General features: G+C 69.0%; 13 protein-coding genes. 6 read left to right on the top strand and 7 right to left on the bottom strand.

Features of this window, described 5'->3' with window-relative positions:
• Positions 1 to 29 precede the first annotated feature (29 nt).
• The 4 genes from RCR19_RS41175 to RCR19_RS41160 all read right to left on the bottom strand — a co-directional run bounded on the left by RCR19_RS41175 (position 30) and on the right by RCR19_RS41160 (position 4,458).
• Positions 30 to 485, bottom strand: a complete 456-nt coding sequence (locus RCR19_RS41175; RefSeq protein ID WP_220296027.1) for a TerB family tellurite resistance protein — start codon at positions 483 to 485, stop codon at positions 30 to 32.
• Positions 486 to 694: 209 nt separating this feature from the next.
• Positions 695 to 2,422: an ATP-binding cassette domain-containing protein gene (locus RCR19_RS41170; RefSeq protein WP_331270340.1), complete on the bottom strand. Its 1,728-nt coding sequence runs from the start codon at positions 2,420 to 2,422 to the stop codon at positions 695 to 697.
• A gap of 623 nt (positions 2,423 to 3,045) precedes the next feature.
• Positions 3,046 to 3,846 carry a GNAT family N-acetyltransferase gene (locus tag RCR19_RS41165; protein WP_331270214.1) on the bottom strand — a complete coding sequence of 267 codons (801 nt, stop codon included), beginning with the start codon at positions 3,844 to 3,846 and terminating at the stop codon, positions 3,046 to 3,048.
• A 117-nt stretch (positions 3,847 to 3,963) separates the two neighbouring features.
• Complete coding sequence (locus RCR19_RS41160) at positions 3,964 to 4,458, bottom strand: inorganic diphosphatase (RefSeq protein WP_331270213.1); 495 nt, start codon at positions 4,456 to 4,458, stop codon at positions 3,964 to 3,966.
• 351 nt (positions 4,459 to 4,809) lie between these two features.
• Between RCR19_RS41160 and crcB the strand changes: the two genes are divergently transcribed.
• From crcB to RCR19_RS41130, 6 genes are all read left to right on the top strand, one after another.
• Entirely contained in the window at positions 4,810 to 5,295 is a 486-nt protein-coding gene (gene crcB / locus RCR19_RS41155; protein WP_331270212.1) for a fluoride efflux transporter CrcB, read from the top strand.
• Positions 5,292 to 5,642: a DUF190 domain-containing protein gene (locus tag RCR19_RS41150; RefSeq protein ID WP_331270211.1), complete on the top strand. Its 351-nt coding sequence runs from the start codon at positions 5,292 to 5,294 to the stop codon at positions 5,640 to 5,642. Before crcB ends, RCR19_RS41150 begins: the two co-directional genes overlap by 4 nt.
• The gene (locus RCR19_RS41145; RefSeq protein WP_220296032.1) at positions 5,639 to 6,013 is read left to right on the top strand and encodes a CrcB family protein; all 375 of its coding nucleotides are present in this window, start codon (positions 5,639 to 5,641) and stop codon (positions 6,011 to 6,013) included. Before RCR19_RS41150 ends, RCR19_RS41145 begins: the two co-directional genes overlap by 4 nt.
• Positions 6,014 to 6,288: 275 nt before the next feature.
• Entirely contained in the window at positions 6,289 to 7,182 is an 894-nt protein-coding gene (locus RCR19_RS41140) for a hypothetical protein (RefSeq protein ID WP_331270210.1), read from the top strand.
• A gap of 40 nt (positions 7,183 to 7,222) precedes the next feature.
• A complete protein-coding gene (locus tag RCR19_RS41135) occupies positions 7,223 to 8,920 on the top strand; it encodes a hypothetical protein (RefSeq protein ID WP_331270209.1) in 1,698 nt (565 codons plus the stop codon).
• 437 nt (positions 8,921 to 9,357) lie between these two features.
• Positions 9,358 to 10,404 (top strand): Gfo/Idh/MocA family oxidoreductase, encoded by a 1,047-nt coding sequence (locus RCR19_RS41130; protein ID WP_331270208.1) that lies wholly within the window; start codon positions 9,358 to 9,360, stop codon positions 10,402 to 10,404.
• A gap of 138 nt (positions 10,405 to 10,542) precedes the next feature.
• Here the strand turns inward: RCR19_RS41130 and RCR19_RS41125 are convergent, their stop codons facing one another.
• The 3 genes from RCR19_RS41125 to RCR19_RS41115 all read right to left on the bottom strand — a co-directional run bounded on the left by RCR19_RS41125 (position 10,543) and on the right by RCR19_RS41115 (position 13,649).
• A complete protein-coding gene (locus tag RCR19_RS41125; RefSeq protein ID WP_331270207.1) occupies positions 10,543 to 11,457 on the bottom strand; it encodes a hypothetical protein in 915 nt (304 codons plus the stop codon).
• A 279-nt stretch (positions 11,458 to 11,736) separates the two neighbouring features.
• Positions 11,737 to 12,834: a hypothetical protein gene (locus RCR19_RS41120; RefSeq protein WP_331270206.1), complete on the bottom strand. Its 1,098-nt coding sequence runs from the start codon at positions 12,832 to 12,834 to the stop codon at positions 11,737 to 11,739.
• Positions 12,835 to 12,896: 62 nt separating this feature from the next.
• Positions 12,897 to 13,649, bottom strand: a complete 753-nt coding sequence (locus RCR19_RS41115; RefSeq protein WP_331270205.1) for a class II aldolase/adducin family protein — start codon at positions 13,647 to 13,649, stop codon at positions 12,897 to 12,899.
• Between the last annotated feature and the right edge of the window lie 111 nt (positions 13,650 to 13,760).

Raw genomic sequence — 13,760 nt, 5'->3', positions numbered from 1 at the left:
ACGGCTCATGTCGCGAGTGTGCGTCGCGGTTACAGGTCGAACTCGTGCGGCGGAAGGTCGAGGGTGAAGCACGCCTCGCGGACGATGGCCTGCTCGTCCTTGTCGAAGTCGCCGTCGGCGCCGCCGATGACGATGCCGATCTGGATGACGGCGCGGGCCTCGGCGGGCTTCTTCTTCGCCTTGGCGATCTCCTGCAGCACGCTGACCTTGCCGAAGGCGAAGTCGGCGGTGAGCTTGGCGAGGTTGTCCTCGAAACGACGGCGCAGGTCGTCGGCGGGGAAGTTCTGCAGCACCTCGTTGGTGGCGATGAGCTGGGCGACGCGCTGCCGCTCCGACGGGTCGATGGTGCCGTCCGCGGCCGCGACGAGCGCGCACATCGCCATGGATGCGTCGCGGAAGGCGCCACTTTTCAGATCGTTCTTCTTCGCCACCAGTTGGGTCTGCATGGTGGCAGCGGATTCCTTGATGCGGTCCCACAGGGCCATGAGCGCTCCAGGTCTCGAACGGGAGTCCGCGCCGCATGCGCAGCCCGGACTCCCGTGATTCTACATTTTTGTAGAAGCTTGCAAGGGGCGACAGATCGATTCCGGGTCCACCTTCGCTCTCGGCATGTCTTTCGGGAAGTCGCCCATTGCGTCGACGATTTCGGCCGCGACCGCGCCGCCTTCGGCATCGGCCGCCGCGATGCCGAGGGTCAGCGATCGCTGGACAGGGCGAGGAGTTCGGCGAAGAGGCCACCGGCGTGGACGAGGTCGTCGTAGCGGCCTTGTTCGGTGATGCGGCCGTGTTCGAGGACGACGATGTGGTCGGCGAGTCTGGTGTTCTCCAGGCGGTGTGTGACGACGATGGTGATGCGGTCGGCCGCGATCGCCTTGATCCGCTCGAAGACCTGGTGCTCTCCGCGCGGGTCCATCTGTGAGGTGGGCTCGTCCAGGATGAGCAGGGCCGGACGCCGGTACAGCGCACGGGAACAGGCGATGCGCTGCCACTGCCCGCCGGAGAGTTCGGCACCGCCGAAGATCTCGCGGGCGAGGAGGGTGTCCAGGCCGGTGGGGAGATCCTGGATCGCCTCGCGGAGGCCGACCGCGTCGACGGCTTCCCACACGGGGTCGTCGTGGTGGGTGCGGGGTTGTCCCAGGGTGATGTTCTCCCGCACACGCAGCGGCCACTGTGCGAAGATCTGCGGGACGAGCCCGGTCTGTCGCCAGACGGACTGCGGGTCGACCTCGGCGAGGTCCATGCCGTTCCATGTGACACGGCCCTTGTCGGCCAGGTAGATCCCGGTGATCAGGCGCGTGAGCGTGGACTTGCCGGAGCCGTTGGCGCCGACGACCGCGAGGATGTCACCGCGGCGCAGCGTGAGCGAGACGCCCGCGACCGCGGGTTTGTCCTTGCCCGGGTACCGGTAGACGGCCTCCTCCAGGCGGATCTCGGCCACCGGCGTGTCGACTTGGGAAGCCCCGCGCCTCGGGGCGCGTGCGGACGCGTCGTCGAGGAAGGCCTGCATGTCGGTCAGGTAGAGGCTGGTGTGGAAGAGGGCGGCGCCGTTGATGATCACTTGGGAGAGGGCGGCGAGTGTCGTCTGCACGGCGACCACCGCGGTCGCGGCAAGGGCGAGTGCGATCCTGCCCGTCACCGCCAGCCACGCCAGTGCGCCCCATGTGGCGACGAGGAACACCCCGGCGGCCAGCGAGGAAAGCAGGCCGATGCGCAGGGTGCGGGGCGCGGCTGCCAGTGTGCGGGTGTCGCAGCGCTCGGACAGGGAGCGGTACCAGAACACGAGATAGTCCGTCATCGAGTTCGCACGGACCTCGTCGCCGTACTTCGGGGTGGTGGACCACCAGCGCATCATGCCGCGCACGTTGCGGTCGGCCACGTTGGCGTAGTGGATCTCGTAGTCCACCCGCGCGGTCAGGATCGCGCCGACACCGGCGGGGAGCACGGCGAGCAGCAGCAGCGGAAGCAGCAGGGGGTTGAGCACGGAGATCGCCGCCGAGGCGGTGACCATCTTCACGAGCGCGGACAGGAAGCGCTGAGCGTCGGTGACCATGACGTGGGTGCGGATGACGCCCATCTCCGCGGCTTCCTGACGATCGGAGAAGCCGTCGACGGTGTGCGCGGAGGCCTCGACACGGCAGACCGCTTCCACCAGGGCCGTGTCCGTCTCGGTCGTCAGACGCGGCGTGATGCGTCGTTCGGCATAGGTCGCGACGGTGCCGGCGATGCGCGCGAGGCCCGCGGCGATCCCGACGACCACGAGCGCGGGGGCTGCCTGGTGCAATCGGTCGGTGACCGTTCCGTCCGTGAGGAGTGGGTGCATGGCCCGAGCGGTCGCAGCCAGGAGGACCGCGGCGGCGACACCGACGAGTACCGGGCAGGCCAGCAACAGGGCCACGGCCGTCCGGTCGATGCGCCAGGCCATAGCTACGATGCGGCGCAGCACGGTCGGGATCTGCGCGCACAGTTTGCCGAACGATGCCTCACCGAGCGGGTTGATGGAGTACTCACCGGTGTAAGTGATCTCGGCGGGCGGTGGTGCGGGGACACTGCCGGCCTGGTCGTGTGCGGTTTCTGTCGAGGCCAATGGGGCTCCTCCGGATCGATGTCGAGGACGCGCTGCGGCGACATGGAGGCCAACGAAACCGGCCCGCGACTCGAACACACGTATTTCGGTCGGCTCGAAATCCGCATGGAGAAGCGAAATCGGGCCCGTGTAGGCGGCATGGACCCGGGATCCGCCGGGGAGTTGCCGCACGAGGGCGTGGCCGAAACGCCGGAGCGGATGCCCAGGGGGCCAGTGGGGCGGTGGCGGGGTGTTCCGGCGGGCCGGAGGTCCACGGGACGCGGACCGCACCGGGCTCTTCAACTCCCGGTGCGGGTACAAGTACTTGGCGAGGAGGTGGCGTCGGCCGAACAGGCGGTGGTGAGGCCCCGAGCCGAGCCGCCCCCGTTCGCCGGCCGCCTCGAGGGCCGTGTCACCGTCGGCCTTCGAAGAACGTCTTCGGCGGCCGAGCTCTTGCGTCGCCGGGATCCGGCGCCCGTCGGTCAGGGGGCGGTGAGGTACGTCCAGTGTTCGGCGAGGGTGAAGCCGAGCGACGCGTACATGGACACCGCCATGTCGCTGGCGCGCAGGTACGCGGTTCGCGCGCCCTGGTGATGGCCCTGGCGCACCACGTGCTCGGTGATGAGGGCCCCGTATCCCCGCTTGCGGTGTGCCGCCGCGGTCGAGATGTTGAAGACGCCGATATGACCGTCGAGGAGGATGCCCATCCCCGTGGCCACGGGGATGCCGTCGATCTCGCCGAGGTAGGCGGTGATACCGGGGGCGTCCAGCACGGCAGCCGTGAACAGGGGGGTGAAGATCTCCTTGGGTGCCTGGAAGCCGGCGCCCAGCGTGGCGGCGTAGAGGTCGGCTTCCGATCCGTCGACGGCTCGCATCCGCAGCGGCGAGTCGGAGGGTGCGCTCTGCGGCGCGGCCTCGAGGTCGCGCACCATGAAGGGCTCCCAGGACTGCGCCGTGAGACCGTGTGTGGCTGCCGTCCGTACGATCGCCTCTGTGGGGTGGGAGCGCACCTGGACCGACCAGGACACCGGTCCCGCGTACTGCGCCGCCGTCCTCGCCGCCCGGTCGGCCAGGAGTTCGACCTGGTCAGGCGCCGGGACACGGGCGAGGCAGAAGACTCCGTTGACGGAGGGCGCGGGGCTGCCCGTGACGACCATCCAGGTCTCGTCCCGGCCGGCCTCCCGGCGCATGCGGGGGTCGGCGCCGGCGATGTGCAGCAGTGCGGCGCCCCAGGCCCGCGCGGCGGCGTCCACACGCGACGGCTCGAGGAGATCGGCGTTCATGTGCCGATCCTATGGTCGGGCCCGTCGTGGTCGCTTCGGGCACCGCCGCTGGGCACACCCAAGGTCGATCGTGAGCATCCGGTTCACGGCGGGGACTCGCCGGCACCAGAAGGGTTCTCACTCGAGGCAGCCGGTGAGCCGCAGGTAGCACTGGCGGGCAGCGGAGAGCAGTTCTTCGGTTTCCCGGGCCGGCCCGCATCCGGCTACCCGATAGGTGCGGCCAGGAGTGAGTCGGGCGAGCGCCTCGGCCCATGCACCGGGTTCCGCGTGCCAGCGAGGAAGGTCGCGGCTGTCCGCGAGGTCACCGAAGCAGGGGGCTTCGGCGACACAGAGCACCTCGTTCACCGCGCGCCCCGGCGTCGAGAGGTGGAGTGTCGCGACAGGCCGGGCTTGAAGGGCGTCACCAGGGAGCGCCGGTTCGCACATCAGCACCAGCGCTTCGAGGGGTCGGCCGTCGTCACCGAGTGTGTTCACGACGGAACCGTGCCCCACCGGCCAGCCCGCTGTTCCGTGCGCCTCCGGCTCGAGGTACGCGGAAGGCCCGGCGATCTCCTCGTCGCACCGGATGCTGCTCGCGACGGTCGCGTCCACCGTTATGGCGATCTTGGGCATCGCCACCACCTCCGGTCACCAGGTCCTGGTCCGCGTAGAGGCCGTCAGTGCTTCGCGGACGCGGTTGCGGCAAGCCTTAATCACGATCCGCGTCCCACCGCCAGTGTCCCGCGCCGACGCGATCCCCTCAAAGGGCGCCGGTCGTGGCCCGAGGCATCTCCGCCGCGGGATTCGGGGGCCCTGTCGAGCGACGCCGCCACGTCACGTTACCCTGGTGGCAACAGCGGCCCCATGGGCCGCACGGCGGTGGGGCCCGCCGTACCCAACCGCGGTGATGTCGCCGCCAACGGTCCCTGCTTGCAATCGAGTGCGTCCTGGGCATGCCCGGCGCTGTGCGAGTAGGAGACCTGTATGGGAGAGGCCCGATCCGACGTGATCAACGAACCCACCGATCCGGACGTCGATCTGCGGGTGCCCGCGCAGCGGCGTGAGCTGCGCCGTGGACAGTGGCCGGTCGTCGCGGCCGTGGCGGTCGGCGGTGCCGTCGGCGCCTGCGCCCGCTACGGGGCGGCTCTGCTGTGGCCGACCGCACCGGGGGCGTTTCCCTGGACGACGTTCTGGGTGAACGTCGTCGGCTGCGCCGTCATCGGCGTCTTCATGGTGATCATCACTGATGTGTGGGCGGCTCACCGGCTGGTCAGGCCCTTCTTCGGCACCGGCGTCCTGGGCGGCTTCACCACCTTTTCCACCTACGCGGTGGACATCCAGCGCCTGGTCGACGGCGGCCATGCTCCCCTCGGGCTTCTCTACCTGGCCGCCACCATGCTGGCGGCGCTGGCGGCTGTGTGGAGCGGGGCCAACCTGACCCGCCGCGTCGTCGAGTGGAGGCAGTCATGACGAGGCTGACCGGAACCGCCCTGCGGATGACGATTCTCATCGGCGAGAACGACACCTGGCATCACAAGCCCCTCTTCTCGGAGATCGTGCACCGGGCACACGCCGCCGGTCTCGCCGGCGCCAGTGTGTTCCGCGGAATCGAAGGATTCGGTGCCTGTTCCCTGATCCACACCTCGCGGCTGCTGTCGATGAGCGAGGACCTGCCCGTCGCGATCGTCATCGTGGATTCCGAGGACCGTGTGCGCGCCTTCGTGCCCGAGCTGGACGAACTGGTCGGTGAGGGCCTGGTGATCCTCGACGAGTGCGAGGTCATCCGCTACAGCCGTGACAAGAAGGAGAGCGCGTGAACTGGCTCCTGGTCATCGCGGGCGCCCTCGTCGGAGCACCGATGCGGTATCTGACCGACCGGGCGGTGCAGTCGAGGCACGACACGGTCTTCCCATGGGGCACCTTCACCGTCAACGTGGTCGGCTCCACAACCCTCGGATTCATCACCGGGGCGGTCCTCGCCGGCGGTATCTCGTCCAACCTCCAACTCCTGATCGGCACCGGTCTGTGCGGGGCGCTGACGACGTACTCCACGCTGTCCTACGAGACGCTGCGACTCGCCGAGGAGGGCGCCCGCTTCTTCGCCGCGGCGAACGCCGTGGCCAGCATCGTGGCGGGCCTCGGCGCCGCCTTCACCGGCGCCGCACTGGCCCAGTCGATCTGGGCCTGACCGCGACGCGGTGGGCGACGCCCGGCTGCGAGGCCTCGGCTCGGCAGCCACTTCCCGGCGAAGGTGCCGACGGCTTACACACGGTCGCACGGGAGCGGAGATGGAGACCTGGCGCGGGACATGCTGGTGATCGTCACCTCCTTCTCCGGCCGGTTGCACGTCTTCAGGTCAGCGCAGGCCTGTGCGCTGACGGGCCGGTCGAGTCGGCCGTGAGGATGGAGAGTTGTTAGTGAGGTTTGGCCATATGTACTGTTTGAATAGCGAGTTGCGATTTGATGAAGGAGGCTTCCCTGCATCAGGGCCGCGCAAGGATCGAGGAGATCCGCAAGGCGCTCGGTGGCGACTGCGAGTGGGTTACTCGGCGGCTGCTCAAGCGGAAGGGAAAGCAGTTTCCTGCCCGGGAGGACATAGCGCGGTGGCATGAGGAACCACCAGACTGGTTTCTGCTGGAGAAGCAGAAGCGGTCCAGTGCCAGGGCCAAGAATCAGGCCGGGAAGGTCGCTATCGTCTGCCCCGGCTGCGGATTCTCGATCGAGGTCAAGCCCACGACAGCGCTTCACCGGAAGGACTGGGAGGGCCTGTACTGCGGGCGCGGTGCCTGCGATTACGAGCCGCCCCGCAGCGCGGGCATGGTTACCGCGATCGGCCACAACGCGGTCGGATCGTTCACCGGTTGGCGGCACGAATTCCCCAGCGACGAGCAGATCGCCTCCTTCACCAAGGCCCGGGATCTTGCTGCTGCCGCGCTCGCCATCCAACCCGGCAGCCCCGTCCAGCTCACGCTCAACAACCTGGTCGCTCCCGCCGGCACGGGTCATCACCTGGTGACCTTCAGCAATGGCTGGAGCACCGGCGTGACCATCGGCAAGGACGGCTCCGTCGAGATCGAAAACCCTTTGGTGGCTGCCGGACTGCACCGTACGGTCCACGACAGAAACGAACTGGGCATCACCGTCCGTACCTTCACTCACGCGATCTCGCACACGGCTGCGAACGGGACGAAGATCCCCGTCAAGGAGCTTCGCTGCTGGTACCTGGCGGACGGCACATTCCATCCGTTAACCGAGGAGCAGACCTTCGAGGCTCACTGCATCGACCACGAGAGCGGAGAACCGATCCCGCGCGAGCCGGGTGTCCGCTACCGCGACGCCTATCCCGTAGACAACTGACACCGATCCGCGAGAAGGCACCGGAGGGAGGGCCGCGAGCATGTCGCGACGTCGTAAGAACAAGCGCGCGCTGCGCCCGCTCGCGGCCCCCTTCACCGTCGCCGCACCGACCGGTGCCCGTATCCGCGACCGGCTGCGTGTTACCACCGAAGAGGCCGAGGTTCTGTGGCGCGTCGGTGAGCATCTCGGGCACCACCAACGGGCCGACCTCGCCGAGCGCGTGTCGGTCGGCAGGGTGAACGCGAAGGACAACCAGCGCGCTGCCCGGAAGAAGAACCTCACCGCTGTGTCGTCGTCCCGCTGGGCGGGGGCCATGACCCGCGCCTCGCAGGACCAATACCAGCTCAGCATGCGCGTCCTGTTCGATGAGCGCGCCTACCTGCGCCGCGCTATCCGCACGATCTCCCGCCGTCTCTCCGCACCCTGTGGCAAACGCGCGGGCACGACGCGAGGCTACGCCAACCAGGCAGAGCGCTACGAGAAGCAGCGCCGTTTACAGATCCTCACCACCCGGCTAACCGTGGTGGAGGCCCGTATCGAATCCGGGCGCCCCTCGATCGTGGTGGGTGGCCGCCGCCTGGCGAAACTGCGGCACAACCTGGAGAAGGCCGAACTCACCGTCGAGGAGTGGCGGCAGCGTTGGGTGGCTGAGCGACTGTTCCTCACCGCCGACGGAGAATCCGGAGCCCCCTTCGGGAACTACACCATCAGCGTCCATCCGGAGACGGGCCAGGTGTCGATCGTGTTGCCCGAGCCGCTGCGGCAGTTGGCCAACAACCCCCGGGGCCGGTACAACCTGGCCTGCACCGTGACCTTCTCGCACCGCCGTGAGGAGTGGCTGGACCGGGCGATGGCCAACCGGGCCGTCCGCTACGACATCGTGTACGACCCCGCGCGTGACCGCTGGTACCTGGATGCCTCGTGGTCCTGCGATCCTGTCGTGCTGCCCACACCCAAGGAGATCCAGGCATCCGGCGAACGCCTGCTCGGTGTCGACCTGAACGCCGATCACCTGGCTGCCTACCTGCTCGACCCGCACGGCAACCCCTTCGGCGCCCCCATTACCGTGCCGCTGGAGATGTCGGGCCCCGCCTCGCAACGGGACGGACGGCTCCGCGCCGCGGTCACCGAGCTGATCCGCATCGCCAAGGAGCACAGCTGCGCCGGGATCGCGGTGGAGAACCTGGGCTTCGACGACGCCCGCGCTGTCGGCCGGGAGACCATGGGCCGAGGCGCACGCGGGAAGACGTTCCGCCGCACCGTGGCCGGTATCCCCACCGCCCGCTTCCGGGAACGACTGCGAGGCATGGCCTTCCACCAGGGCCTTGTGGTGATCGCAGTAGATCCCGCCTACACCTCGATCTGGGGCGGCCAGCACTGGCAGCATCCACTCCAGCAGCAGCACCTGAAGATCACCGTCACGCGGCATCACGGCGCCGGCGTGACGATTGGACGACGCGCACTCGGGCACCGAGCACGGCGACGGCCAGGTGTGACCGCTCCCGATCAGAGGATCGGACAGCGGAGAGCTACCGGCCAGACCGCGCGGGTCCGGAGGATGCGTGGGACCGTGAGCCCACCCAGGACAGCGGGCACGCCAAACGGAGGTGACAAGACCCGACTGCGCCAAGGTGACCAGCTCACGCTGTTCCCCGACCTCGAAGACCGTTCGCGAGGTCACCGGACCACCTCATGTCCGGATTCAGGTGAGTTGGCCACGACTGGCCAACAACGCTAAGAACGGTTGGCGTTGAGGATGAGAGTCGGTGAGGGATTGGAACGCGAAGAGGTCGCAGAGGTAGAGTCGCTGGTCTCCGAGTGGCGGGCCGAGGCTGAGACCGGCGAAGTGATTCGACATCCTCCATGTCCCTTCGTTGGTGTTGGGCAATCCCCAGTCGGGTTCAAGATCCGGCGCTGGGGTAGCGCGGGTCCTTCGTCCCTGCGGACAGGGAGCGGCACATACGATGCGGACAGTGAAGCACAAATCGCTATAAATACGACGGAGTCACAGGCTCGTACGTCGGACGAACGGGAATGGACGGCCGGATGTGCGCCCTCCCGCGACGGCCTTGCCGGGGAAGGCTGTTGGCCGCCGCCAGCCGCCCCGTAACCGGAGCGCTTTCGACGCCGGCTCCCGCTTCTGCATCCACCGGCACGGCTGGCACACTGATCCCCGTGTCCAGGGACCTTCGAATCGGCCTGCTCGGTGCGGCCGCCATCGCGCCGAGCGCGCTGATCAAGCCCGCACGTCTGATGCCGCGCGTCACCGTGACCGCCGTCGCGGCTCGGGACCGGCAACGCGCCGAGACGTTCGCCCGCAAGCACGGCGTCCCGGTGGTGCACGCCGATTACGAGGCGCTGCTTGCCGATCCGCAGGTGGACGCCGTGTATGTGCCCCTGCCCAACGGGTTGCACGCCGAATGGACCCTGAAAGCCCTCGAGGCCGGCAAGCACGTGCTGTGCGAGAAGCCGTTCGCCGCCAACCGTGCCGAAGCCGAACGCGTCGCGGACGCCGCAGACGCCGCGTTCGAGCGCAGCGGCCTGGTGGTGATGGAGGCTTTCCACTACCGCCATCACTCGCTCGCCGAACGGATGCGGGCGATCGTGGCGGGCGGCGAACTGGGAAAGCTGCGTCACGTCGAAGCCGAAGTGTGCTTTCCGCTGCCCCGGTTGAGTGACATCCGGTACGACTACGCACTTGCGGGCGGCGCGACGATGGACGCAGGCTGTTACGCCGTGCACGTCGCCCGGTTGCTCGGCAACGGCGATCCCGCGGTGATTTCGGCCAGGATGCTGACGCTGCGCAAGGACCCGCGCATCGACCGTGCCATGAGCGCCGAACTCGAATTCCCGGACGGGGTGACCGGACGGGTCCGGGCGTCCATGTGGTCGCGTCATGTGCTGTCGATCCGGGCGCGGGCGGTCGGCTCGGGCGGCGAGCTGAGCGTGACCAACTTTCTGATGCCCCAGCTCTACCACCGGTTGACGATCCGTGCGCCACGCGACGGGGGAGGGCGCACGGTGCGGCATGAGCGTGTGCCGCGGAACCCGTCGAGCTACGCCTGCCAACTGGAGGCGTTCGCCGCCGCCGTCCTCGACGGCGGCCCGGTCCTCACTTCCGCCAGGGACGCGGTGACGAACATGGGCGTCCTCGACAGCATCTACCGTGCCTCCGGGCTGCCGCTGCGCGGCGGGACGAAGGGCCAGGCCCCGGCTCGGTGAACGTGCTCCGGCGACTGCTGAACGGCCGTATCCAACAAGGTGCGACCGTGCAGCGCCAACGCGGAGGTACGCCGACGGCAACGTGGGAGTTGTCACTGGCCGCATGGCCCTCGGTCATCAGGGTCGGCCGGAGCGGGTTCAGTCCTCCGTGACGACGGACCACCTTCTGAGAAGGCCCTGATAGGGCTCGAACTGGAACTGCAGCGGTGGAGCCATGTCGTCGAAGGACTGACTGAACGCGCGCGGTGACTGGGCCAGTCGAAGCAGCACCCGCTCGGCCGTGTCGTCTCCGGCAAGGACGGGCGCGAGAGCCGCACAGCCCCGAACGCCTGCATTCGGGTGGGTGAGCCAATAACGGGTGTCGCCGCCGAGGTGGCCCATGCCGACCAGCAGCGTCGCCAGTTCGTAGGGGGATTCGGAAGCCCGGGCCATCGACGCCAACCGCTCCAGCAACACCGGACGTTGCGCCGAGGCAGATGGGTGGCGGGCCAGCGCCCCGACTGCTGCAGCGGCACAGGTCCTGCGGGCGACCCGTTCCGAGGCGAGGTGCGGCAGCGTTTGCCGCAGGAGCGTGGGCATCAGGTCGAAGCAGGCGAGCGTGGCCTGATCCAGGACGAGTTCGCCCAGGCCGGTCCCGTCCTGCCACGTCCGGGACCGGCCGTCGGCATCGGTGGACAGGTAGTTGTCGGTCCAGGCCCGCAGCTCCTGAGCGCGGTCCTCGACCCGGGCGCGGATCTCCGCGGCCCGGTCGCCGAGGTCGGCGGCGACGCCGACCGCGTACAGGTAGGCAAGCATCGCGTCCGGCAGTGAAGGATCGTCGGACGCCGACAACAGATGGTTCAAGAGTTCGACAACAAGAAGCGCGGTGGGCGCCGTCGCCGGCCAGACCTTGCCTTCGGGACGAAGCGTTGTCGACCACAGATGCGAGTACCCGTCGACGAGCGCACTGTCATCGCCGCCGAGAAGCGCTGCCAGATGACGCGGCGTGTCGTGGGCGGGCCCCATGGCATGGAAGAGCCTGGACCAGCCCACGTCATCCAGGAGGTCGACCATGGCAGGGATGGTGCCACATCACTCCGACAGGTCCCACTGCCGCAGCAACGATCCGCAGATCCCCATACGCCCCCGTCCATGATCCGTCGAACAGTGCCTCAGCGACCCGACGGCCTGTGCGGCAGGTCATGTCTCGGCGGTGTGGGCTGCAAGTGTCGGTTCGGCAGGCCTGCCGACTCGCCGTGGGGTACGTGAAGGCGCGCTCGAAGACGGCTGCTTCAGCCGGTGCCCGGCATGTGGAAGTATCCGTGGCCGCCCGGGAGCTGCGGGTGAGTGTCCTCAGTCGCGGATGTCCTGCAACAGCCACTCGCGGGGTATCTCGTGGCCCAGGCCACGTTCACGGGCACGCTCGTAGACGATCGCTGCGAGGGCGTGGAACTGGGCGCCCTGGATGTTGCCGCGTTCGGAGAACGTCACCTGGCGGTCGTCGTCCCTGGCCCGGGCACGTCCGGCCAATACGTCCTCGAGATGGACGACCCGTGTGCCGTTAGGAGGCCGGCGCGATCCTCTGCCGTGCTGATGGAGGTCCCAGACGGCGGCCTCCGGGCGGGCACGGTAGGTCACGTACTCGTCGTCGGTAGCCCAGTCGGGCGCCGACGACGGCACGCTGGCGCTGCCGAGCCGCAGCCACACGTCGAAGCGCTCTCGTGCGTGGGGGTCCGGGCGTCCGCCGATGCAGGTGACGTGTGTGCCCGGGCGGAGCCGGTGGCCCAGGACGACGTCGCCGACCGCGTCGGTACAGCCGGCCACGAGGTCGGCGCCGTGATGGGCGCTCTCGGGGTCGTCGACCGCCACCACCTCGAGGCCGTGCAGTTCCCGCATCCGGGCGGCGAAGCGCTCGCGGTGGGAACGGGTCGGGCTGTAGACCTGCACCCGTTCCAGAGGGCGGACGGTCAGGAGGGCCTCGATGTGGCTGTGCGCCATACCGCCGGAACCGAGCAGGCCCAGCACGCGGGCGTCCTCCCGGGCACCCAGACGCACGCCGATGGCCGAGTCGGCACCCACGCGCAGGTGCTGCAGCAGCCCGTCGTTGAGCAGCGCGACGGGCTCTCCTGTGCGGGCGTCCAGCAGGAGCACCAGGCCGCAGAACATCCCGGGGCGCACACAGTACTTCTCCTGGGTGCGACTGCCGGGGGGACCGGCTTCGGTGAGTACGTCCGACTTCATCCGGATGGCCACATAGCCGCTGCGCGCGGAGCCGCCCTCCATCGTCCCCCACTGGTAGACGCGCTCGTCGTCCACCGGCAGGGCCAGATCGATGCGTGGGCGGCACACACCGATCCCCTCGGCCAGGTCCCGGTACGACTCATCGAGGGCGCGCACCACGTCGGGCATCGTGAGTACGGCGGCCGTGACCTCGTTGTTCAGGACGAGCATGATCCTCCGTTCGGCCGTGCGGGGAGGGCGTGCGCCGGTGCCGGTGAGTACCGCGGGGCCGCTCAGGGACGCAGGGGTACGCTCGGGCCCTCGTGCTCCGCCCGGGCCTCAAGATGGCGCCACATCGCCGATACGTTGAACGCCGGGCCGAGGTCGGGCAGTTCGTCGATGTCCTCGACGGGAATCGGGTGCAGAGGTGCCCCGGTGGCCGCCACGGCCAGGGTCGTGCGCGCCAGGGAGTCCACCGCCAGGGCCCGGGTGACGGCCTCGGCGACGGCGTGGGCGGGATCGCCGGTGCCGACGGCCACGAGTCCGTGCCCCCGCAGTACGACCACGGGGCGGTCCCCGAGGTGGTCCGCCATCTCCTCGGCGAGGTCGCGCCTGCGGATCAGGGCCGAGCGGGGCCAGACGGGGATCCCGTCCTGGGCGAGCCGGGCGGCCGGGATGTCGTACGAGCCGACGAGGGGGAGCCAGGGCAGGTCCGCCACGGACGCCGCGACCACGGCGGGCGGATGGGCGTGCACCACGGCCGTGACCTCCGGCCGAGACCGCAGGATCTCGGTGTGGATGGGCAGTTCGCTCGGCGCCTTCCATCCGGAGGGGGTCGTACCGGTGCCGGCGAGGTCGACCTGCTGCACGTCTTCGACGACCGTGTAGGCGAGCCCGCGCTCGGCGGGTCCGCGTCCGCGTATCAGCAGGGTTTCCGGGCCGGTCCGGGCGCTCACGTGACCCAGGATGTGTTCGACGAGGCCCGTGACGGCGAGTACACGGCAGGCGATGGCGACGCGGTCACGAAGTGCTTCGTAGGACTCCACCTGGATTCGCACACCCCTTGGATCGCGTCCACTGTATTGGCCTGTTGGTATGACTTTAAGCCATTGCGACGAAGGGCGTCAATAAAGCTCCTGGTCATGGGACAATGCGCA

The organism is Streptomyces sp. WAC07094, assembly GCF_036320405.1.
Classification (GTDB): domain Bacteria; phylum Actinomycetota; class Actinomycetes; order Streptomycetales; family Streptomycetaceae; genus Streptomyces; species Streptomyces lannensis.
Note: the sequence above shows the minus strand (reverse complement) of the source record. Positions and strands in the feature narration are given on the sequence as shown.